Annotated in this window: 16 protein-coding genes; 8 read left to right on the forward strand and 8 right to left on the reverse strand. The window is 72.3% G+C overall.

The window, feature by feature from the left end; genetic code table 11:
• Nucleotides 1-10: 10 nt before the first annotated feature.
• Together K9S39_RS31545 and map are read right to left on the reverse strand one after the other, a co-directional pair.
• Nucleotides 11-691, reverse strand: coding sequence for a biliverdin-producing heme oxygenase (locus K9S39_RS31545; protein WP_248866734.1), 681 nt, complete (start codon nucleotides 689-691; stop codon nucleotides 11-13).
• Nucleotides 692-922: 231 nt separating this feature from the next.
• Nucleotides 923-1780 carry a type I methionyl aminopeptidase gene (map, locus tag K9S39_RS31550; protein WP_248866735.1) on the reverse strand — a complete coding sequence of 286 codons (858 nt, stop codon included), beginning with the start codon at nucleotides 1778-1780 and terminating at the stop codon, nucleotides 923-925.
• A 67-nt stretch (nucleotides 1781-1847) separates the two neighbouring features.
• On the opposite strand from map, the gene K9S39_RS31555 reads away from it, so the two are divergent.
• A complete protein-coding gene (locus K9S39_RS31555; RefSeq protein WP_248866736.1) occupies nucleotides 1848-2084 on the forward strand; it encodes a hypothetical protein in 237 nt (78 codons plus the stop codon).
• Nucleotides 2085-2118: 34 nt separating this feature from the next.
• Here the strand turns inward: K9S39_RS31555 and K9S39_RS31560 are convergent, their stop codons facing one another.
• The 3 genes from K9S39_RS31560 to K9S39_RS31570 form a co-directional block, all read right to left on the reverse strand.
• On the reverse strand, nucleotides 2119-3501 hold the full coding sequence (locus K9S39_RS31560; RefSeq protein WP_283113136.1) for an MFS transporter: 1383 nt from the start codon (nucleotides 3499-3501) through the stop codon (nucleotides 2119-2121).
• 131 nt (nucleotides 3502-3632) lie between these two features.
• A complete protein-coding gene (locus K9S39_RS31565; protein WP_248866737.1) occupies nucleotides 3633-4286 on the reverse strand; it encodes a hypothetical protein in 654 nt (217 codons plus the stop codon).
• A 53-nt stretch (nucleotides 4287-4339) separates the two neighbouring features.
• A complete protein-coding gene (locus tag K9S39_RS31570; protein WP_248866738.1) occupies nucleotides 4340-5305 on the reverse strand; it encodes a dihydrodipicolinate synthase family protein in 966 nt (321 codons plus the stop codon).
• A 416-nt stretch (nucleotides 5306-5721) separates the two neighbouring features.
• On the opposite strand from K9S39_RS31570, the gene K9S39_RS31575 reads away from it, so the two are divergent.
• The 6 genes from K9S39_RS31575 (at nucleotide 5722) to K9S39_RS31600 (ending at nucleotide 11282) form a co-directional block, all read left to right on the forward strand.
• Nucleotides 5722-6834, forward strand: coding sequence for a sialidase family protein (locus tag K9S39_RS31575; protein WP_248866739.1), 1113 nt, complete (start codon nucleotides 5722-5724; stop codon nucleotides 6832-6834).
• Nucleotides 6809-8134 (forward strand): ABC transporter substrate-binding protein, encoded by a 1326-nt coding sequence (locus tag K9S39_RS31580; protein ID WP_248866740.1) that lies wholly within the window; start codon nucleotides 6809-6811, stop codon nucleotides 8132-8134. The genes K9S39_RS31575 and K9S39_RS31580 overlap by 26 nt, the downstream gene beginning before the upstream one ends.
• Complete coding sequence (locus K9S39_RS31585; protein ID WP_248866741.1) at nucleotides 8131-9093, forward strand: carbohydrate ABC transporter permease; 963 nt, start codon at nucleotides 8131-8133, stop codon at nucleotides 9091-9093. The genes K9S39_RS31580 and K9S39_RS31585 overlap by 4 nt, the downstream gene beginning before the upstream one ends.
• Complete coding sequence (locus K9S39_RS31590; RefSeq protein ID WP_248866742.1) at nucleotides 9090-10019, forward strand: carbohydrate ABC transporter permease; 930 nt, start codon at nucleotides 9090-9092, stop codon at nucleotides 10017-10019. The genes K9S39_RS31585 and K9S39_RS31590 overlap by 4 nt, the downstream gene beginning before the upstream one ends.
• A gap of 156 nt (nucleotides 10020-10175) precedes the next feature.
• Entirely contained in the window at nucleotides 10176-10916 is a 741-nt protein-coding gene (gene npdG / locus K9S39_RS31595; protein ID WP_248866743.1) for an NADPH-dependent F420 reductase, read from the forward strand.
• A gap of 144 nt (nucleotides 10917-11060) precedes the next feature.
• Entirely contained in the window at nucleotides 11061-11282 is a 222-nt protein-coding gene (locus tag K9S39_RS31600; RefSeq protein ID WP_248866744.1) for a hypothetical protein, read from the forward strand.
• Nucleotides 11283-11341: 59 nt separating this feature from the next.
• Here K9S39_RS31600 and K9S39_RS31605 read toward each other — a convergent pair whose 3' ends face one another.
• Nucleotides 11342-12148 (reverse strand): site-2 protease family protein, encoded by an 807-nt coding sequence (locus tag K9S39_RS31605; protein ID WP_248866745.1) that lies wholly within the window; start codon nucleotides 12146-12148, stop codon nucleotides 11342-11344.
• A 613-nt stretch (nucleotides 12149-12761) separates the two neighbouring features.
• Here K9S39_RS31605 and K9S39_RS31610 point away from each other — a divergent pair.
• The gene (locus K9S39_RS31610) at nucleotides 12762-16094 is read left to right on the forward strand and encodes an AfsR/SARP family transcriptional regulator (RefSeq protein WP_248869044.1); all 3333 of its coding nucleotides are present in this window, start codon (nucleotides 12762-12764) and stop codon (nucleotides 16092-16094) included.
• A 51-nt stretch (nucleotides 16095-16145) separates the two neighbouring features.
• On the opposite strand, the gene K9S39_RS31615 is transcribed toward K9S39_RS31610, so the two are convergent.
• Both K9S39_RS31615 and K9S39_RS31620 read right to left on the reverse strand, forming a co-directional pair.
• Entirely contained in the window at nucleotides 16146-16976 is an 831-nt protein-coding gene (locus tag K9S39_RS31615) for an ABC transporter permease (protein ID WP_248866746.1), read from the reverse strand.
• Nucleotides 16973-17998, reverse strand: coding sequence for an ATP-binding cassette domain-containing protein (locus tag K9S39_RS31620; RefSeq protein WP_248866747.1), 1026 nt, complete (start codon nucleotides 17996-17998; stop codon nucleotides 16973-16975). Before K9S39_RS31620 ends, K9S39_RS31615 begins: the two co-directional genes overlap by 4 nt.
• Nucleotides 17999-18006 lie beyond the last annotated feature (8 nt).

Here is an 18006-nt window from a genome sequence, read left to right on the forward strand (position 1 = left end):
GATCCCCCCGTTACGCGGTCAGCGGGAACTGTTCGCCCAACTCCCGGAAGACCGCGGTGTTCAGTGCGAACGCGCGCTTGCACTCATCGACCATCCGCTGCTTCTCCAGGTCGTCGACCGGCAGCGCGTCCAGCAGCTCGCGGTACTCGCGCTTGAAGGCGGCGGGGTTGGCTATGTCCTCGAAGACGTAGAACCGTACGCCGTCGCCCTTGCGCGCGAAGCCCCAGGTCTTCTCGGCCGTACCGCGGATGATCTGGCCACCGGAGAGATCACCGAGATAGCGGGTGTAGTGGTGGGCGACATAGCCGGCCGGCCATTCGCGGGCGCAGACCGTCACCCGGTCCGCGTACGCGGCGGTGGCCGGCAGCGGCTCCAGGCCCGCCCGCCAGGCCGCTCCGCCCAGATGTGCCAGATCGCGCTCCAGCTCGGCGGTGCGGGCCAGCTCGGGACGGATGAAGGGGCCCGCGACGGGGTCGTGGGCGAGCGCCTCGGAGGCATCCTCCAGCGCGCGGTAGACGAACCACAGCTGCTCGGTGTAGCGCCGGTAGGCCGAGACACCGAGTCTGCCGCCGAGGAGGTCGCTCATGAACGAGGAGTTCTCGGCCTCCGTGTGCTGCTCGTGGGAGGCGGTGCGGATGACCGTCGAGAAGGGTGGGGACGACGGGGGCGGGGTCGGGCTGGGCGCTTCCAAGGCGGACCTCCGGGGCCGAGGGGGAGCGGACGGGAACGGGCTGGACTCCACCGAGCACTCGAACTTAGGGTTACCTAACTACTTTGGGTCCCATGAGTCAACCTTGTTCCCGACGCCCTGTCGGTAAAAGTCTACCGAAGTCCCCCGCCCCCGTCAGGACGTCGAGTCCCCCGCCCCCGTCTGGAAGTCCTTTCCGGCAGTTCTGCCAGGCGGTCCGGGCGGAGCGGCCCGTCAGGGGAGCGTGAGGATCTCCGCCCCGGTGTCCGTCACCACCAGCGTGTGCTCGAACTGCGCGGTCCGCTTGCGGTCCTTGGTCACGACCGTCCAGCCGTCGTCCCACATGTCGTAGTCGTAGGTGCCCAGCGTCAGCATCGGCTCGATGGTGAAGGTCATGCCGGGCTTGATGTCGGTGGTGTGGTGCGGGCTGTCGTAGTGCGGAACGATCAGGCCGGAGTGGAACGACGCGTTGATGCCGTGGCCGGTGAAGTCACGGACCACGCCATAGCCGAACCGCTTGGCGTACGACTCGATGACCCGGCCGATGATGTTGATCTGTCGGCCCGGCTTGACGGACTTGATCGCGCGGTTGAGCGCCTCACGGGTGCGCTCGACGAGCAGCCTGGACTCGTCGTCCACCTCGCCGCACAGATAGGTGGCGTTGTTGTCGCCGTGCACACCGTTGATGTACGCGGTGACGTCCAGGTTCACGATGTCGCCGTCCTTGAGGACGGTCGAGTCCGGGATGCCGTGGCAGATGACCTCGTTCACCGACGAGCACAGCGACTTCGGGAAGCCGCGGTAGCCGAGCGTGGAGGGGTAGGCGCCGTGATCACACATGAACTCATGGGCCACCCGGTCCAGTTCGTCCGTCGTCACACCCGGCGCGATCAGCTTGGCGGCCTCGGCCATCGCCTGGGCGGCGATCCGGCCGGCGATCCGCATCCGCTCGATCGTTTCGGCGTCCTGCACCTCCGGCCCCGTGTACGGGGTGGGCGCGTCCTTCCCGACGTACTCGGGTCGCGGGATGGAGGCGGGGACGGGACGGGTGGGGGAGATGATCCCCGGGGCGAGAAGCGACTGACCAGACATATCAGCGAGTGTATCCGCGGGCCGTCGGGCAGGATGGCGGCACGGGAGCCAACCACAGGAGGCGGCAATGGCGCTGTTCAAGAGGCGTACGGTCGGCAGGCCCGGCGAGTGGTTCTACTGCCTCAAGCACGCGACGGTCGAGGAGGGGCCGCAGTGCCGGGCCGCCGACCGGTTCGGCCCGTACGCGACCCGTGAGGAGGCGACGCACGCCATGGAGACGGCGCGCGAACGCAATCTGGAGTGGGAGACCGACCCCAGATGGCATGACAAGGGCCGGGGCGACGAGCAGAACGACGGCGGCTGACCGGGCGTGACCCCAGTGGTCGGGCGTGGCCGGCTCAGGTCGCGGCCGGGTCGGAGTCCGGGGCCCGGCCGGTGCCGGTGGCCCGGTCAAGGACCCCCGTGCCGGTCCCGTCCCCGGTCGTTCGCCGCTCCCGCGTCCGCCGGGCGTGCTCGTCCGTGCGCGCGTCGTACGCCAGCAGCTTCGGCAGGGTCAGCGCCAGCAGCCCGACCGCGCCGACGCACAGCACACCGCCCGCCCAGACCGAGGTCCGTACGCTCGTCAGCGCGGCCATCCCGCCGATCCGGACCTGGCCCAGCTGCGGGCCCACCGAGTACGACAGCAGCTCGATACCGGCCAGCCGGCCGCGCAGCTCGTCGGGGATGGTCTGGTTCCACATCGCCGAGCGGAAGATGCCGCTGATCATGTCGCAGCAGCCGGCCAGCGTCAGCAACAGCAGCACCAGCCAGACGTTGGGCATCCGCCCGGCGGCGATGATCGCCAGCCCCCAGGCGGCGGCCGCCAGCACGACCGCACGGCCCTGCCGGTGGACCCGTGACGTCCAGCCGCTGGTCAGGCTCACCAGCGCGGACCCGGCGGGGAGTGCCGCGTACATCAGACCCAGCGCCCACGGGGCGTCCAGCTCATCGGCGAGGAACGGAAAGATCGCCAACGGGAAGGCGAACAACATCGCGGTGAGGTCGATGGCGTACGTGCCCAGCAGCTCCTTGCGGCTCCAGGCGTAGCGCGCGCCCTCGGCGATACCGCGCAGCGACGGCTTCTCGGCGTCGTGCGACGCGGGCGACGGCGCCAGCTTCCGTGCGAGCAGCACCGAGACCGCGAAGGTGGCGGCATCGGCCGCGTAGGCCCAGCGCAGCCCGGCGTACGCCAGCAGCCAGCCGGCCACCGAGGGGCCCGCGATGGTGCCGATCTGCCAGCGCAGCGAGTTCAGGGCGGCGGCCGCGGCAAGCTGCTCGTGCGGGACGATCCGCGGCACGATCGCGTCCAGCGCCGGGCGCTGCAGACCGGTCAGCGCGCTGGCCGCCGCGGCGATCGCGTACAGCGGCCACACCAGCGGATCCGGTCGCAGACTGTTGAGCAGCAGAAGGACGGACAGCAGGCCGAGCGCGACCTCGGTCCAGACGATGAGCCGACGGCGGTCCAGGGCGTCGGCGAGCGCACCGCCGTAGAGACCGAAGACGATCAGCGGGACGATCTCGACGGCGCCCAGCGAACCGACCACCAGGGTCGAGCCGGTCAGCTCCTTGAGCTGGAGCGGCAGCGCGACAAAGGTCAGCGCGCTGCCGAAGACGGTGATCGCGCCCGCGCACCACATCAGCCGGAAATCGCGCGAGGAGCGCCACGGCGCCAGGTCGGGCAGCAGGGCGGCCGCGCGACGGGGCGGGGGAGCGGGCGAGGGTGAGGGGCCGTCGGAGGTCACGACGCACCATCGTGCGCGGGCGGCACGGCGAGGTGCAAAGGATTTACCGGGGGTGAAAGGGCCTACCGGGGTGGTGCGGGAGGGTTACCGGGGTGGGGGAGACATCGGTGGGGGCACCAGCGCTCGGCTCCTCACCAGCGGGGCGGCGGCGGAGCGGTCAGCCCGTCGGCCAGCCGGGCCAGCCGGTCGCGGAAGCGCCGGTGCGGGCGGGGCGCGGGCCCGCCGTTCTCCCCGGCGGCTGCGCTGACCAGATGCTGGAGGGTGTCGAGGCCGAGGTCCGGCGCACCGTCGGCGGGGGATCCGGCAGCGGGCTCGGCGGCGTCGACGGGCGTGGGCGGGGGCGCGGCGAGCGCGTCGTGGGCGAGGGCGTGCAGATCGCGGTCGCCGCCGTCCAGCGCCAGCACCGTCGCGCCGTTGCGGCGGGCGTCGTGCACCCGCTCCAGCAGTCCGGCGCCCGGCTGCTCCGGCGTGACGACCAGCAGCGTCTCGCCGCGCCCGGCGGCCTCCAGCCTGCCGAGCCCCACCGACAGATGGGCCGGCGCCCCGCCGGGCACCCGGTGCCGGACGAGCGTCGGCGACAGCTCCGGCAGCCCCGACCAGGCGGCCTCGTCATCGAGATGGGCGGCCAGATGCCAGGGTTCGTACACGGCGCTGCCGACCAGCAGCAGCCCGCCGCCGTGCGGGACGACGGAAGCGCGCAGCGACCCGGCGAAGCGGCGGGTGGCCTGCACCCACTCGGTTCCGGCGAGGACCTCGCGCAGCAGCGCGACCCGTACGGCATCCATGGCCCGGCATCCTGCCGCAGTGGGGAGCGGTTCGGGGGCGGCTTCAAACCCTGTCACCCGTACGGGAGTTTGATCAGTCCCGCCGCAGTGAGCCGACGTCCTACCTCCCGCACGGACTCCTCGCCCAGCGGGACTTGCGGGATCGCGGTGGTCCCGCACTCGATCACGCCGAGGAGCCGGAGGGCCGCCTTGAACGCGCCCAGCGCCGAGGAGCTGCGGCCCATCTCGCTCTCCGGGCCGACGTCGGTGATCGAGAACAGGGTGACCAGGCGCTCCTGTTCGGCGGCCGCCCGCTCCCAGTGACCGGCCCGCGCGGCGTCGTAGAGCCGGACATAGCCCGCCGGGTCGACATTGCCGAGGCCCGGGACGACGCCGTCGGCCCCCGCCAGCAGCGCGGCGTCCACGGTCAGTTCGGAGCCGGTGAGGAGGGTGAAACCGGGCGCGGGGCCGGTGCGCCGGGCGGTGCGGCCGCCGAGTCCGACGAGCAGCCGGCGCAGTGCGCCGTCGTCGCCGCTGCTGTCCTTGAGCCCGGCGAGCGTGCCGTCCGCCGCCAGCTCACGGACCAGTGCCGGGGGCAGCTTGCCGTGGACGGCCATGGGAATGTCGTACGCGAAGAGCGGCAGGCCGACGGCCGTACGGATCCGGCGGAAGTGGTCGGCGATTTCCCGGGGGTGGGTGCGGGTGTAGAACGGCGCGGTGGCGACCAGAGCGTCGGCGCCCAGGCCGGCGGCTTTCCCGGCGTGGTCCAGCACCCGAGCGGTGGTGGTGTCGATGACCCCGGCGAGCACCGGAACCCGTCCGTTCACGGCCTTGACGACGACTTCCAGGGCAGTGCCGCGTTGTGCGTCGGTGAGGTAGGCGGCCTCGCCGGTGGAGCCCAGCGCGAACAGTCCGTGCACGCCGGCGTCGAGGAGGTGGGTCACGAGACGGGCGAGGGAGGAGGTGTCGACCTCGCCCCGCGCGTCGAGCGGGGTGCAGACCGGCGGGATGACGCCGTGCAGTGGTGCGGGCAGTGCCATGGGGGCTCCGGCGTGGGGGAGGTGTGGAGGAGCTGCGCAGTCCTCCGGGGAGAGGACATGGGATGTTCTGTGTCTCCGTCACCATAGGGCAGATGCATCGGCGTTCGGTGTATCCGCGGGCCCGGAGCAGGGGGCCCCGTCCGGAACCGGTTTCTCCGGACGTGGGCAGGTCGCCCCGGCCGCACCGCACGATCTCGGTGCTCCGGCAGCGGGCCGTCGTCGTCCCCCGGCTCGATGCGCGGCAACCCTGCGCCGGAGTGCCCACGGCGTCCGGTTCACCAGGATTTCACCCGGCGTCGAGTGTCCCTTTGCCGACGCAAAACGTGGCATGTCCGGTGCCTTGACGGTCAGTTGGGCGCTCCTTATGGTCGCCGCAGGACAGCGGACATCCGCTGTCCGGCCGTTGGGGGTGACCCGTGGCGTACGAGGGCTCAGTGCCGTACCGGGCCGGGACGGAGGGCTACGCGAGCTTCCGGATCCCGGCGGTCGTACGGGCGCGCTCCGGGGCCGTCCTCGCCTTCGCCGAGGGCCGGGTCACCTCGGCCGCCGACCACGGTGACATCGACCTCGTCCTCAAACGCTCCCACGACGGCGGCCGCACCTGGGACCCGCTCCAGGTCGTCGCCCGCAACGGCACCGGCACCGCCGGCAACCCGGCCCCTGTCGTCCTGGCCGGCGGACGGGTGCTGCTGCTCCAGGTCCACAGCGCCGCCGACGCCACCGAGGACCGCATCCGCCGCGGCGAGGTTCCCGCCGCCGACGGCCGTCGGGTCTGGATCCAGCACAGCGACGACGACGGCGCCACCTGGAGCCCGCCGCGCGAGATCACCGGCCAGGCCAAGCGGCCGGAGTGGCGGTGGTACGCCACCGGGCCCGGCCATGCGCTGCGGCTGCGCCACGGCCCGTACGCCGGACGGCTGGTCGTTCCCGCCAACCACTCCACGCCGCCGAGCGACCCCTCCGACGCCGGGACCGAAGCCCGCTACAACGGCGGCCACGCACTGCTCAGCGACGACGACGGCACCACCTGGCGGATCGGCTACACCGACAGTGACACCGACCGCTCCGTCGCCCCCAACGAGACCACCGCCGCCGAACTCCCCGACGGCAGCCTCTACGTGAACACCCGCACCGAGTCCGCCGCGCCCTGGCACCGCGCCGACGCCGTCTCGATGTACGGAGGTGCGCACCTCGCCGCCCCCTTCCGGCCGCAGGCGGGCCTGGCCGGACCGGTCTGCCAGGGCAGCGTGCTGCACCTCGGCGATCCCGACGCGCTGCTGTTCTCCGGGCCCGCCCACCCGGCCGCGCGTGCCCTGATGGCCCTGCGCGTCAGCCGCGACGGCGGCCGGACCTGGCGGACCGCGCACACCGTCTCCGGGCTCCCCGCCGCCTACTCCGACCTCGTACGCCTCGACGACGCGAGCGTCGGACTGCTCTACGAGACGGGCGACTTCAGCGCCTACTCGACCCTTACGTTCCGCCGCATCCCCGTGGAGGAGCCGGATGACCAGCAACGACACGCACCGTAGAGCGGTCTTGGGCACGGCGGCGGCGGTCGCCGCGGGGTGGGCGCTCACCGGCTGCGGCGACGGCGGGCGCGACGCGCCCCGCGAACGCGAGAAGGGACAGCGGATCAATCTGACGTTCTGGTCCTGGGTGCCGGGCATCGACAAGCCCGTCGGCCTGTGGAACCGCACGCACCCGGAGGTCCAGGTCACGGTCGAGAAGGTGTCGGCGGTCAACGGCCAGCAGTACGCGAAGATGCACGCCGCCATCAAGGCCGGCAACCCGCCGGACCTGGGCCAGATCGAATTCCCCGTCGTCCCCGGCTTCCTGCTGGACAACGGACTGCTGGACCTCGCCCCGCTCGGCGCCGCCCGCCACAAGAACAAGTTCTCCGGCTGGCAGTGGCAGCAGTCCGTGTTCGGCAAGGGCATCTACGCCATTCCGCAGGCATCCGGGCCGATGGGCCTGTTCGTCCGCCAGGACCTCTTCGACAGATGGGACGTCGGGATCCCCCGGACCTGGGACGACTACGAGGCCGCCGCCGAAGCCGTCCGCAAGAAGGGCGCCTGGATCGAGACCTTCGCGCCCACCAACGGCAACCGCTTCGCCGGACTCTGCTGGCAGGCCGGCGCCGAGTGGTACGCCCACGACGGCGACACCTGGATCGTGCACATCGACGACGAACCCAGCCGCAAGGTCGCCGACTACTGGGAATCCCTGGTCAGGCGGAAACTGGTCAAGACCATCCCGGACCGGCAGAACGCCTGGTACAAGGACCTGCAGACCGGTGCCATCGCGGCCTGGGTGGGCGCCAGTTGGGGCGATGCGCTGCTGATCGGCAACGCCCCCGGCACCAAGGGCGGATGGCGGGCCGCGCCGCTGCCGCAGTGGCAGGCCGGCGGCCAGGCGTACGCCAACTGGGGCGGCTCGACCACCGCCGTCTTCGCCAAGGCGAGCTACCCCAAGGACGCCCTGGACTTCGCCGTCTGGCTCAACACCGACCCCGAGTCCATCGCCCTGCTGATCGACGGCGGCTATGGCTTCCCCAGCGCCAAGAAGGGCTATGCCACCGGCGACCTCGACCTCGACAAGGACTTCTTCGGCGGCCAGGCGTACAGCAAGGTCTTCGCGGACGCCGGGGCACATGTCGACACCAGCTGGCGGTGGGGACCCGGTGTCGACACCCTCTACCAGCGGCTCGGCGACGCCTTCACCGAGGCGCTCGGCGACGGCGGTTCCTTCCGCTCCGTCCTGAAGAAGGTGCAGGGCCAGACGGTCTCCGACCTCAAGGGCAAGGGCCTGAAGGTGGAGAGCGGCGGGTGAGCCGGGACACCCTGAGCCGGCCCGCACCGGCCGCCCGTCAGCGGCCGCGCCGCGCCTCCCGTACCGAGGCGCGTAACGCCCGCGCCGCGGCCTGCTTCGTCCTGCCTTTCTTCGCGCTCTTCGGCCTCTGCTTCCTCGCCCCGATCGGCTACGCCGTCCACCAGAGCCTGCGCAGAACCGAACGCACCGGCCCGCTCGGCCTCGGCGGCCAGGAACACGACGTCTTCGCCGGACTCGCCAACTACGCGCACGCCCTCGCCGACGACCGCTTTCTGACCGGCTTCGGCCGGGTCCTGCTGTTCGGTGCCGTCCAGATCCCGCTGATGATCGTGCTCGCGACGGCGCTGGCGCTGCTCCTGGAGAGCGCGAGCGCCCGCGGCGTCACCTTCTTCCGCAGCGCCTTCTTCCTCCCCTACGGCGTGCCCGGCGTCATCGCCTCGATTCTGTGGGGCTTCCTGTACGTCCCCGGCATCAGCCCCCTGGTGAAGATCGCCGACGTGGCCGGCTGGGACGTCGACTTCCTCGCCCGCGGCACCGTCCTGTGGTCCATCGCCAACATCGTCACCTGGCAGTTCACCGGCTACACCATGCTGGTGCTGATCGCCCAGCTCAAGTCCGTGCCGGAGGAGCTCTACGAGGCCGCGCGGATCGACGGCGCCAACGCCTGGCAGGTCGCCCGGCATGTCAAACTCCCGCTCATCCGGCCCGCCCTCGTCCTCACCACCGTCTTCAGCATCATCGGCACCCTCCAGCTGTTCGCGGAACCGATGGTGCTGCGGCCGCTCGCCTCCTCCATCGACTCCGGCTTCACCCCCAATCTGCACGCCTACAGCGAGGCGTTCGTCGGCAACAACCAGCATGTGGCGGCGGCGGAGGCGGTCCTGCTCGCGCTGGTGGCGTGCGTCCTGTCCTTCGGCTTCCTGCGGCTGGTGGGCCGCCGGGGTGAGGATCGGGGATGACCCGGTTACCGCCCCGAGCGTGCAGGCCGCGGCCATCGGTCCCCGTACGGACGACGCGGCCACCGGTCCGAGGGCGTACGACCCGGCCACCGGTCCGCTACCGGATCATCACCGCCTCGCTGCTGACCATCGCCGCGCTCTACTTCCTGGTGCCGGTCTACTGGCTGACCGTCTCGGCCACCAAGAACAGCGCCGATCTCTTCGGCACCTTCGGCTTCTGGTTCTCCGACGACCCGCGGCCCGTCGGCCACCTCGTCGACGTCCTCACCTACGACCACGGCGTCTACGTCCGCTGGTTCGGCAACTCCCTGCTCTACGCGGGGATCGGTGCGGTCTGCGCCACCCTGCTGTCCGCCGCGGCGGGCTACGCCCTGGCCAAATTCCCGTTCCGCGGCCGGGAGGCGGTCTTCAACGTGGTACTCGCCGGGGTCCTCATCCCGGGGACCGCGCTCGCCCTCCCCCTCTACTTCCTGTTCAGCGCGATGGGCCTGGCCAACACCTACTGGGCGGTGCTGATCCCCAGCGTGGTCAGCCCGTTCGGCGTCTATCTGTGCCGGATCTACGCGGCCGCGGCCGTCCCCGACTCCCTCCTGGAAGCGGCCAGGATCGACGGCGCGGGCGAGGCGAGAATCTTCGGCGGGCTCGGGCTGCGGCTGATGACGCCCGCACTGGTCACCGTCTTCCTGTTCCAGTTCGTGCACATCTGGAACAACTACTTCCTGCCGCTGGTGATGCTGTCCGATTCGTCGCTGTACCCGATACAGCTGGGACTGACGTCATGGACGGGCTACGCGGACCGGCAGCCGGTGCTCTACCAGTTCACGGTGGGTGGCGCGTTTCTGTCGGTGGTGCCGCTGATGGTGCTGATGACGGGGCTTCAGCGGTATTGGCGGACGGGGCTCACGGAGGGGAGCGTCAAGGCGTGAGGGCGGCGTCGTCAGGGGGCGGGCTGCTTGCCGTGGGGGTGTTGGCGGGTTTGCTGTGATGGTGCGGTCCGTGTGCCGTGGGGGTGTCGGCGGGTTCGCCGTGACGGCGGGACCTGCCGGGCGCCCGTCCTGCCGAGGCGTGACAGTATCGCTGTCATGACTACTTCTGACGATGCCCAGCCCGTGAACGCCGCGACCGCGGCGAAGGCCGCCCTCAAACGTGACCCCTGGGACCTCCCGGACGTCTCCGGCCTGGTGGTCGGCGTCCTCGGCGGCACCGGCGACCAGGGACGCGGCCTGGCCTACCGGTTCGCCGTGGCCGGCCAGAAGGTGATCATCGGCTCCCGGGCCGCCGAGCGCGCGCAGGCCGCGGCGGACGACCCCCAGCTGAGCGGCCTGGGTGTGGAGGGCGCGGACAACGCCGAGTGCGCGCGGCGTAGCGATGTCGTGATCGTCGCGGTGCCCTGGGAAGGCCACGCCAAGACGCTGGAGGCGCTCCGCGAGGAGCTGGCCGGCAAGCTCGTCATCGACTGCGTCAACCCGCTCGGCTTCGACAAGAAGGGCGCGTACGCGCTCAAGCCGGAGGAGGGCAGCGCGGCCGAGCAGGCCGCCGCGCTGCTTCCCGAGTCGCGGGTCACCGCCGCCTTCCACCACCTCTCGGCGGTGCTGCTGCAGGACCCGGAGACCGCGGAGATCGACACCGATGTGATGGTGCTCGGCGAGGCCCGCGCCGACACGGACCTGGTCCAGGCGCTGGCCGCCCGTATCCCCGGCATGCGCGGCGTCTTCGCCGGCCGGCTGCGCAACGCCCACCAGGTCGAGTCGCTGGTCGCCAATCTGATCTCGGTCAACCGCCGCTACAAGGCGCATGCGGGGCTGCGGGTGACGGATGTGTGAGGCCGGTTGCCGGTGAGGGGCTGAGGCCGGTTGCGGCGGCTGACGGGGAGGGCCGAGGCCGGTGGTCCGCACCGCTGACGGGCGCGCGTCGGGCATGGGGGACACTGGGGAGGACCGCACCACTCCCGACAGGAGCCGACTCGCATGCCCTCCGCCACCTCCCGCCCGGTCCCGCGCCTCGCCCTCTGGGCAGGCGTGGTGTGCGTCCTCGCCGTCGCCGCGGCCGTCGTCTCGTTCGTACGGGGCAGCTGGCTCGGCGTGGTCTGGATCCTGATGGCCGGTGTGTCCAGCAATATGGCGTGGTTCTATCTGCGCAAGGCGAAGGCGGAGCGGGCGGCGCGCGGGGAGGACGCGGCGGCGGGCTGAGGGGACCGCCGAGGCCGGGGCCGCGCGATTCGGCGCGGTTCACCGCGGACCGGCGCGCCTCACACCAGCCCGCCCAGCGGCGGCACCTCCGGTCCGCCCTGCCAGAAGCGGAAGTACTCCTGGCCCCAGTACGTGTCCCATGGGGAGATGCCCATGGCGCGCAGGATCGCGTCCACCGCGCTGAAGAAGACGTGGTTGATCTCCGGCACCCACAGCAGCCCGAAGACCGCCAGCAGCCCGAACGGTGCGAACGGCTCCACCTGGCGCCGGAAGCCGTGCGACAGCCAGGGCTCGATCACGCCGTAGCCGTCCAGCCCCGGCACCGGCAGGAAGTTCAGGATCGCGGCGGTGACCTGCAGCAGCGCCAGGAACGCCAGCGCGTACCGGAACGGGTCCGGCACCCCGGACATCTGCTTCAGCCAGAACGGCGCCGTCATCACCAGGGCGAACAGCACATTCGTCAGCGGCCCGGCCGCCGAGATCAGGCTGTGCCGCCAGCGCCCCTTGATCCGGCTGCGCTCGATGAACACCGCGCCGCCCGGCAGCCCGATCCCGCCCATGATCACGAAGAGCACCGGCAGCACGATGCTGAGCAGTGCGTGGGTGTATTTGAGGGGGTTCAGGGTGAGATACCCTTTCTCGCCGACCGAGAGGTCGCCGCTGTGCAGCGCGGTGCGCGCGTGGGCGTACTCATGCAGGCACAGCGACACCACCCAGCCGGACACCACGAACAGAAAGACCGCGAAGCCGGTGCTCGCGGCCGGCTGCCCGCTCCAGACGGCCCATGCGGACACCCCCATGACGGCGACGAGCGCGAGGAAGACCGGGCTGACCCGGCGGTCGGCGCGCGGGAATGCTGTGGTCATGGTGCGGGGCTCCCGGGGATGTCGTGGTGGGCAGCCATGACGGTATCCGTGGTGCGGCGGCCTGCGCACGGGCCCCGTCGGGTAATCCCGGCCACGGGACATGGCGAAGGGTCCGCGCAAGGGACCTGCCGAACGGGTCCGAGCCAAGGGCGGCGGCCGAAAGGTCAGCGCGCGAGGTCGGCCTGCCGAAAGGTCCGCGCGAGGGGGCCCGCTCGCCCCGCTCGGCTGCATCCGGTCATCGGACGGCGTCAGATCAGCGGCATCTGGTCATCGGACGGCGTCGGAGGGCCACCGGAGCAGCCGGCCGATGGCCTCGGGACAGCCGTCCGACGGCCATCGTGCCTGGTCATCGGCGTCTCTCGGCCTCCGGCCGCGGAAAACGACGCGCGGCACCGGGCGACTTCCGGGCAAGCTGGACCGGGGCGGTGCCCCCAAGGGGGGCGACAGGGACCCGGCGCCCGCCCCCAGGCGGGGCCCGGGGTGCCCGGCCCCGGCATCGGGTCTTTCCGGGGGCCGCATCGGGGTCTTTTCCGGGACCACATCGGGGCTTGTCCAGGGATACGAGGAGTGTGAGCGGAGCGTGGGCAGCACGGCCGTGACCGACAATGGCTCAGTGCGCTACGGAATTCTCGGCACGACCAGGGCCGACCGGGCCGACGGCACCCCCGTCGCCCTCGGTGGTGCACGCCTGCGTGCCCTGCTCACCGCCCTCGCCCTGCGGCCTGGGCGGGCGCTGACCTCGGACGCGCTGATCGCCGACATCTGGGGCATGGACCCGCCCGCCGACGCCGCCGGGGCCCTCCAGGCGCTTGTCGGCAGGCTCCGCCGCGCCCTGGGGCACGCCGCGGTCGCCTCCGTCGACGGCGGCTACCGGCTGTGCGCCGAGCCCGACGCCGTCGACCTGCACCGCTTCGAGCGGCTCACGGCGGAGGGCGGTCGGGCGCTCGCCGACGCGGACCCGGCCCGCGCCGCCGCCCTCCTCGACGACGCGCTGGCGCTCTGGCGCGGCCCGGCCCTGGCCGATCTGCCCGACGCGGGCGTGTCCGCCGCCCGCGCCGAGAGCCACCGGCTGGACGCCCGGCGCACCCGCCTCGCCGCCGAACTCGCCCTCGGCCGGGCCGGGCAGGCGCTGCCCACCCTCACCGCCCTGTGCCAGGACCACCCCCTCGACGAGCCGCTCCAGGCGCTGCGCCTGCGCGCCCTGCGCGACGCGGGCCGCAGCGCCGAGGCACTCGCCGCCTACGAGGAGATACGCACCGACCTCGCCGACCGCCTCGGCGCCGACCCCGGCCCGGAGCTGCGCGCCCTGCACACCGAGCTGCTGCGGCACACCACCATCGGCGCCACGGGTACCCCCGCCGAGCGTCCTGCCCCGCCGCCTCCCGTCCCGCTCCCCGCCGCCCGCCCCGGCAACCTCCGGGCCCGCCTCACCTCGTTCGTCGGACGGGACACCGACCTGGCAGCGCTCCGCGCCGACCTCGCCGCGCACCGCCTGGTGACGCTGCTGGGGCCCGGCGGCGCCGGCAAGACCCGGCTGTCGCAGGAGGGTGCCGAGGTCGCCGCGGCCGCCCTCCCGGACGCCTGGCCGCACGGCGTATGGCTGGCGGAGCTGGCCCCGCTGGACGATCCGCAGACCGTGCCCGAGGCGGTGCTCACCACGCTCGGCGCCCGCGAGACCGTCGTCCGCGGCACCACCGCCGAGGGCCTGCGCGCCGCCACCGACCCCACCGCCCTGGACCCGCTCGCCAGGCTCGCCGAGCTGTGCGCCGGCCGCCGGATGCTGCTGGTCCTCGACAACTGCGAGCATCTGATCGGCGCCGCCGCCGAGCTCGCGGAGCGGCTGCTCGCCGAATGCCCCGGCGTCACGGTGCTGGCGACGAGCCGCGAACCGCTGGCCGTACCGGGCGAGGTGCTGCGCCCCGTCGAGCCGCTGCCCGACCCGGTCGCGCTGCGGCTGCTCGCCGACCGCGGCGGCGCCGCCCGCCCCGGCTTCCGCGTCGAGGACGACCCGACCGCCTGCGCCGAGATCTGCCGCCGCCTGGACGGTCTGCCGCTCGCCATCGAACTCGCGGCCGCCCGGCTGCGGTTGATGACGCCACGTCAGCTCGCCGACCGCCTCGACGACCGCTTCCGGCTGCTGACCAGCGGCAGCCGCACCCTGCTGCCCCGGCAGCAGACCCTTCGCGCGGTCGTCGACTGGTCATGGGACCTGACGGACGAGCCCGAGCGCGCCGTGCTGCGCCGGCTGTCCGTGTTCGCCGGCGGCTGCGACCTGGGCGCGGCCGAGGACGTGTGCGCGGGTGACGGCGTCGACCGGCGCGAAGTGGCCGCGCTGCTCGGCTCGCTGATCGACAAGTCGCTGGTGGTGGCGGCCCCGGCGCCCGGGGGGCAGATGCGTTACCGGCTGCTGGAGACGGTGGCCGAGTACGCCGGTGAGCGGCTGGACCAGGCCGGCGAACGGGCCGCCGCCGAACGCCGCCACCTCGTCGCCTACCGTGAACTGGCCCGCGCGGCCGACCCGTTGCTGCGTGGCCCCGGCCAGCGCACCTGGTCCGAGCGGCTGGAGCTGGAACACGACAACCTGCGGACCGCGCTGCGCCGCGCCATCGCCGCCCGCGACGAGCACGAGGCGCTGTGCCTGGTGCTGTCCCTCCAGTGGTTCTGGTCGCTGCGCGATCACCGCAGCGACGCCCGCCACTGGTCGGCGGCAGCCGGGGCGCTCGGCCCCAACCCCTTTCTGTCGCCCGTCAAACCCGCCCCCGACCTGCCGGAACGGCCCATCGACGGGCCGCCGCCGCTGGACCCCGAACAGCTTCTGGAGGCCCGCCGGGAGGTCCGGCTGGTCCACCTCGCCAGCCTCGACAGCGATATCGAGGCGCTGCGGGCGCCGGGGATGCGGGAGGAGCTGGCCGGGATCCGCACCGCCTACCGCAGCGGGATGCCGCAGACCTGCAAGGTGCCGGGCGCCATGTGGTTCTACGCGGTGCTGATCACCGGTGCGTTCGAGGAGGTGGAGCAGCTGGTCGACGGCGCGGTGCGCGCCTGCCGCGACTTCGGCTACGACTGGGAGCTCGCCTTCGCGCTGCAACTGCGCTCCAAGGTCTTCAACGAGCGTCCCGGCGGGCTGGAGCGGGCGACACGGGACGCCGACGAGGCGCTGCGGATCTTCCTCCGGCTCGGCGACGCGTGGGGCGCGGCCGAGGCGCTGTCGGGGCGCGGCGAATCCCACGAGAAGCGCGGCGCGTACGCGCTCGCCGCGCAGGACTACCGCGCGGCGATGGTGCACGCCGAGGACCTGGGGGCGCACGGTCAGACCCTGATGCTGCGCACCAGGCTGGGCGGCGTCCTGATCGAGGACGGCCAGGAGGAGGCCGGCGAGCGGATGCTGCGGGAGGTGCTGGAGGCCGCCAAGGACCAGAACAGCGGCCGCGACGCGGTGCCGTTCGCCCATCTGATCCTCGCGATGTGGCTGACGGTCTCGGGGCGTACGCGGGAGGCCCGCGGTGAACTGCTCGCGGCGCGCGAGGTGCTGGGGCCGCGTGCCCCGGATCTGTTCGCCGGGATCGTGGAGTCGGGGCTGATCGGGCTGGAGGTGGACGAGGGGCGGCGCGGCCCGGATCTGCTGCCGAGATTCCGGAGGGCCCTGGAACTGCTGGAGGATCCGTGGACGGAGATCTTCGCCCCGGAGCTTCCGGTGATCCAACTCCTCACCGGGGCACGGGTGGTGATGGCCGCCCAGGGCGAGCGCGGCGCACGGACCGCGGCCCGGCTGCTGGGGGCGTACGACGCGCTGCGGGCGCCCGAGCCCGTACCGACGCTGATCGCCCGCACCGACCGGGCACGCACGGAGGCGGCGGCGCGCGCCGCGCTGGGTGACGCGGCGTACGAGTGGGGATACGCCGAAGGCGGCGGCCTCACTCTGGAGGAGGCCACCGCCCTCATCTGACGCGAGCCGGGCGAGGGCTGTGACTCCCGGGGCCACCGGGCCCCGGGCACGTCAGGTCTTGTCGCGGAACTTCCGGACCGCGAGCGGCATCGTCACGGCCGTGATGCCGACCGCCCAGCCGAGGGTGACCAGCGTCGGGTGCGCCACCGCGCCATCGCCCGTGATCAGCGCACGGGCCGCGTCCGCGAGGTTGGAGAGCGGGTTGACCTCGGTGAAGCCCTCCAGCCAGCCGGGCATCGACGTCGGCTTGGCGAAGATCGACGAGCCGAACTGCAGCGGCATCAGCACCAGCATCGCCACGCCCTGCACCGCCTGCGGGGTCTTCATGGCGAGCCCCAGCAGGATGAAGATCCACATCAGGGCGGCGCCGAAGACTATGGACAGCACGATCGAGCCGAGGAAGGCGAGGATGCCGCCCTTGATCTCCAGGCCCAGCAGAAAGCCCATACCGAGCAGGATCGCGATGGCGACCAGCATCCGGCCGACCTCGACGACGATCTTGGCGATCAGGACCGAGGACCGGGCTATCGGCATCGTCCGGAAACGGTCCATGACGCCCTTGCGGAAGTCCTCGTTGACGCCCGTGCCCACCGCCATGGCGATGTTCATGCCCATCATCGCCATCATGCCGGGCACCAGGTACTGGACGTATTCCTGCTGGTGGCCCTTGCCGAACATGGCGCCGCCGAAGACATACACGAACAGCAGGATGAAGATGACCGGCATCAGCACGGCGTCGAACATCGACTCCGGGTCGTGCTTGATCTGGAGGGCGTTGCGCCGCGCCAGTGCGCCGATGTGCCGCAGATTGGCACGCACGCCGATCCGGCCCTCGTCGGCGCCCGGCTTCACGCGCGGCGCCGTCACCGTTGCGGCCGTCATGCCGATACCTCCGCGTACTGCTTCTCGTCCGTCAGGTCGTCGATGGCCTCCGAGGTCTTCTGGCCGGTGATGGCCAGGAACACCTCGTCCAGGCTGGGGAGATGGGTGCTGATCCCGGCGAGGGTGAAACTCTGCTGGCCGAGCACATTGACCACGGCCGTCAGCTGTTCATCGCTGATGATCGGGACGTTGACCACACCCCCGTCGTGGTCGGCGGTCGCACCCGCGATGCCGTCCAGGCCGGCCTGCGCGATGACGCCGACCATCCGCTCCAACTCACCGGCGTCCGTCGGCCGGATCTGCAGCGTCCGGCCGCCGACCTTGGCCTTCAGCTCGTCGACCCGGCCCTCGGCGATCACCCGGCCGCGGTCGATGACCGTCAGCTCGTTCGCCAACTGCTCGGCCTCTTCCATGTACTGGGTGGTGAGCAGCACCGTCGCGCCCTCACGGACCATCCGCTGCACCTCTTCCCACACCTCGTTACGGGTGCGGGGGTCGAGGCCGGTGGTGGGCTCGTCCAGATACAGGACGGCGGGCCGGCCGATCATCGAGGCGGCCAGATCCAGCCGGCGGCGCATACCGCCGGAGTACTTGCCCGCGGGGCGCTTGGCGGCCTCGGTCAGGGAGAACCGCTCCAGCATCTCGTCCGCCCGGCCGCGGGCGTCCTTACGGGAGAGATCGAGCAGCCGCCCGATCATGTAGAGGTTCTCCCAGCCGGAGAGCTTTTCGTCGACCGAGGCGTACTGCCCGGTCAGGCCGATCGTGCGGCGCAGCGCGCGGGGCTGGCGCACCACGTCGTAACCGGCCACGAAGGCGCTGCCGGCGTCCGGCACCAGGAGGGTGGACAGGCAGCGCACGAGGGTGGTCTTCCCGGCGCCGTTGGGCCCGAGCACACCGAGGACGGTGCCTTCCCGCACGTCCAGATCCACACCGTCGACGGCCTTCACCTCGCCGAAGTGCTTGACCAGACCGCGCACCTCCACGGCGTTTCCGCCCTGGGTGGTCATCTTCTGTCGCGTCATGCCGTCAA

This window comes from Streptomyces halobius, assembly GCF_023277745.1.
GTDB classification, from domain to species: domain Bacteria; phylum Actinomycetota; class Actinomycetes; order Streptomycetales; family Streptomycetaceae; genus Streptomyces; species Streptomyces halobius.

Excerpts from the sequence above, each read along its gene's own strand:
- K9S39_RS31570 (WP_248866738.1), bottom strand. The coding sequence starts at position 5,305 with ATGGCACTGCCCGCACCACTGCACGGCGTCATCCCGCCGGTCTGCACC.
- map (WP_248866735.1), bottom strand. The coding sequence starts at position 1,780 with ATGTCTGGTCAGTCGCTTCTCGCCCCGGGGATCATCTCCCCCACCCGT.
- K9S39_RS31600 (WP_248866744.1), top strand. The coding sequence starts at position 11,061 with ATGCCCTCCGCCACCTCCCGCCCGGTCCCGCGCCTCGCCCTCTGGGCA.
- K9S39_RS31580 (WP_248866740.1), top strand. The coding sequence starts at position 6,809 with ATGACCAGCAACGACACGCACCGTAGAGCGGTCTTGGGCACGGCGGCG.
- K9S39_RS31620 (WP_248866747.1), bottom strand. The coding sequence starts at position 17,998 with ATGACGCGACAGAAGATGACCACCCAGGGCGGAAACGCCGTGGAGGTG.
- npdG (WP_248866743.1), top strand. The coding sequence starts at position 10,176 with ATGACTACTTCTGACGATGCCCAGCCCGTGAACGCCGCGACCGCGGCG.
- K9S39_RS31590 (WP_248866742.1), top strand. The coding sequence starts at position 9,090 with ATGACCCGGTTACCGCCCCGAGCGTGCAGGCCGCGGCCATCGGTCCCC.
- K9S39_RS31565 (WP_248866737.1), bottom strand. The coding sequence starts at position 4,286 with ATGGATGCCGTACGGGTCGCGCTGCTGCGCGAGGTCCTCGCCGGAACC.
- K9S39_RS31615 (WP_248866746.1), bottom strand. The coding sequence starts at position 16,976 with ATGACGGCCGCAACGGTGACGGCGCCGCGCGTGAAGCCGGGCGCCGAC.
- K9S39_RS31605 (WP_248866745.1), bottom strand. The coding sequence starts at position 12,148 with ATGACCACAGCATTCCCGCGCGCCGACCGCCGGGTCAGCCCGGTCTTC.
- K9S39_RS31555 (WP_248866736.1), top strand. The coding sequence starts at position 1,848 with ATGGCGCTGTTCAAGAGGCGTACGGTCGGCAGGCCCGGCGAGTGGTTC.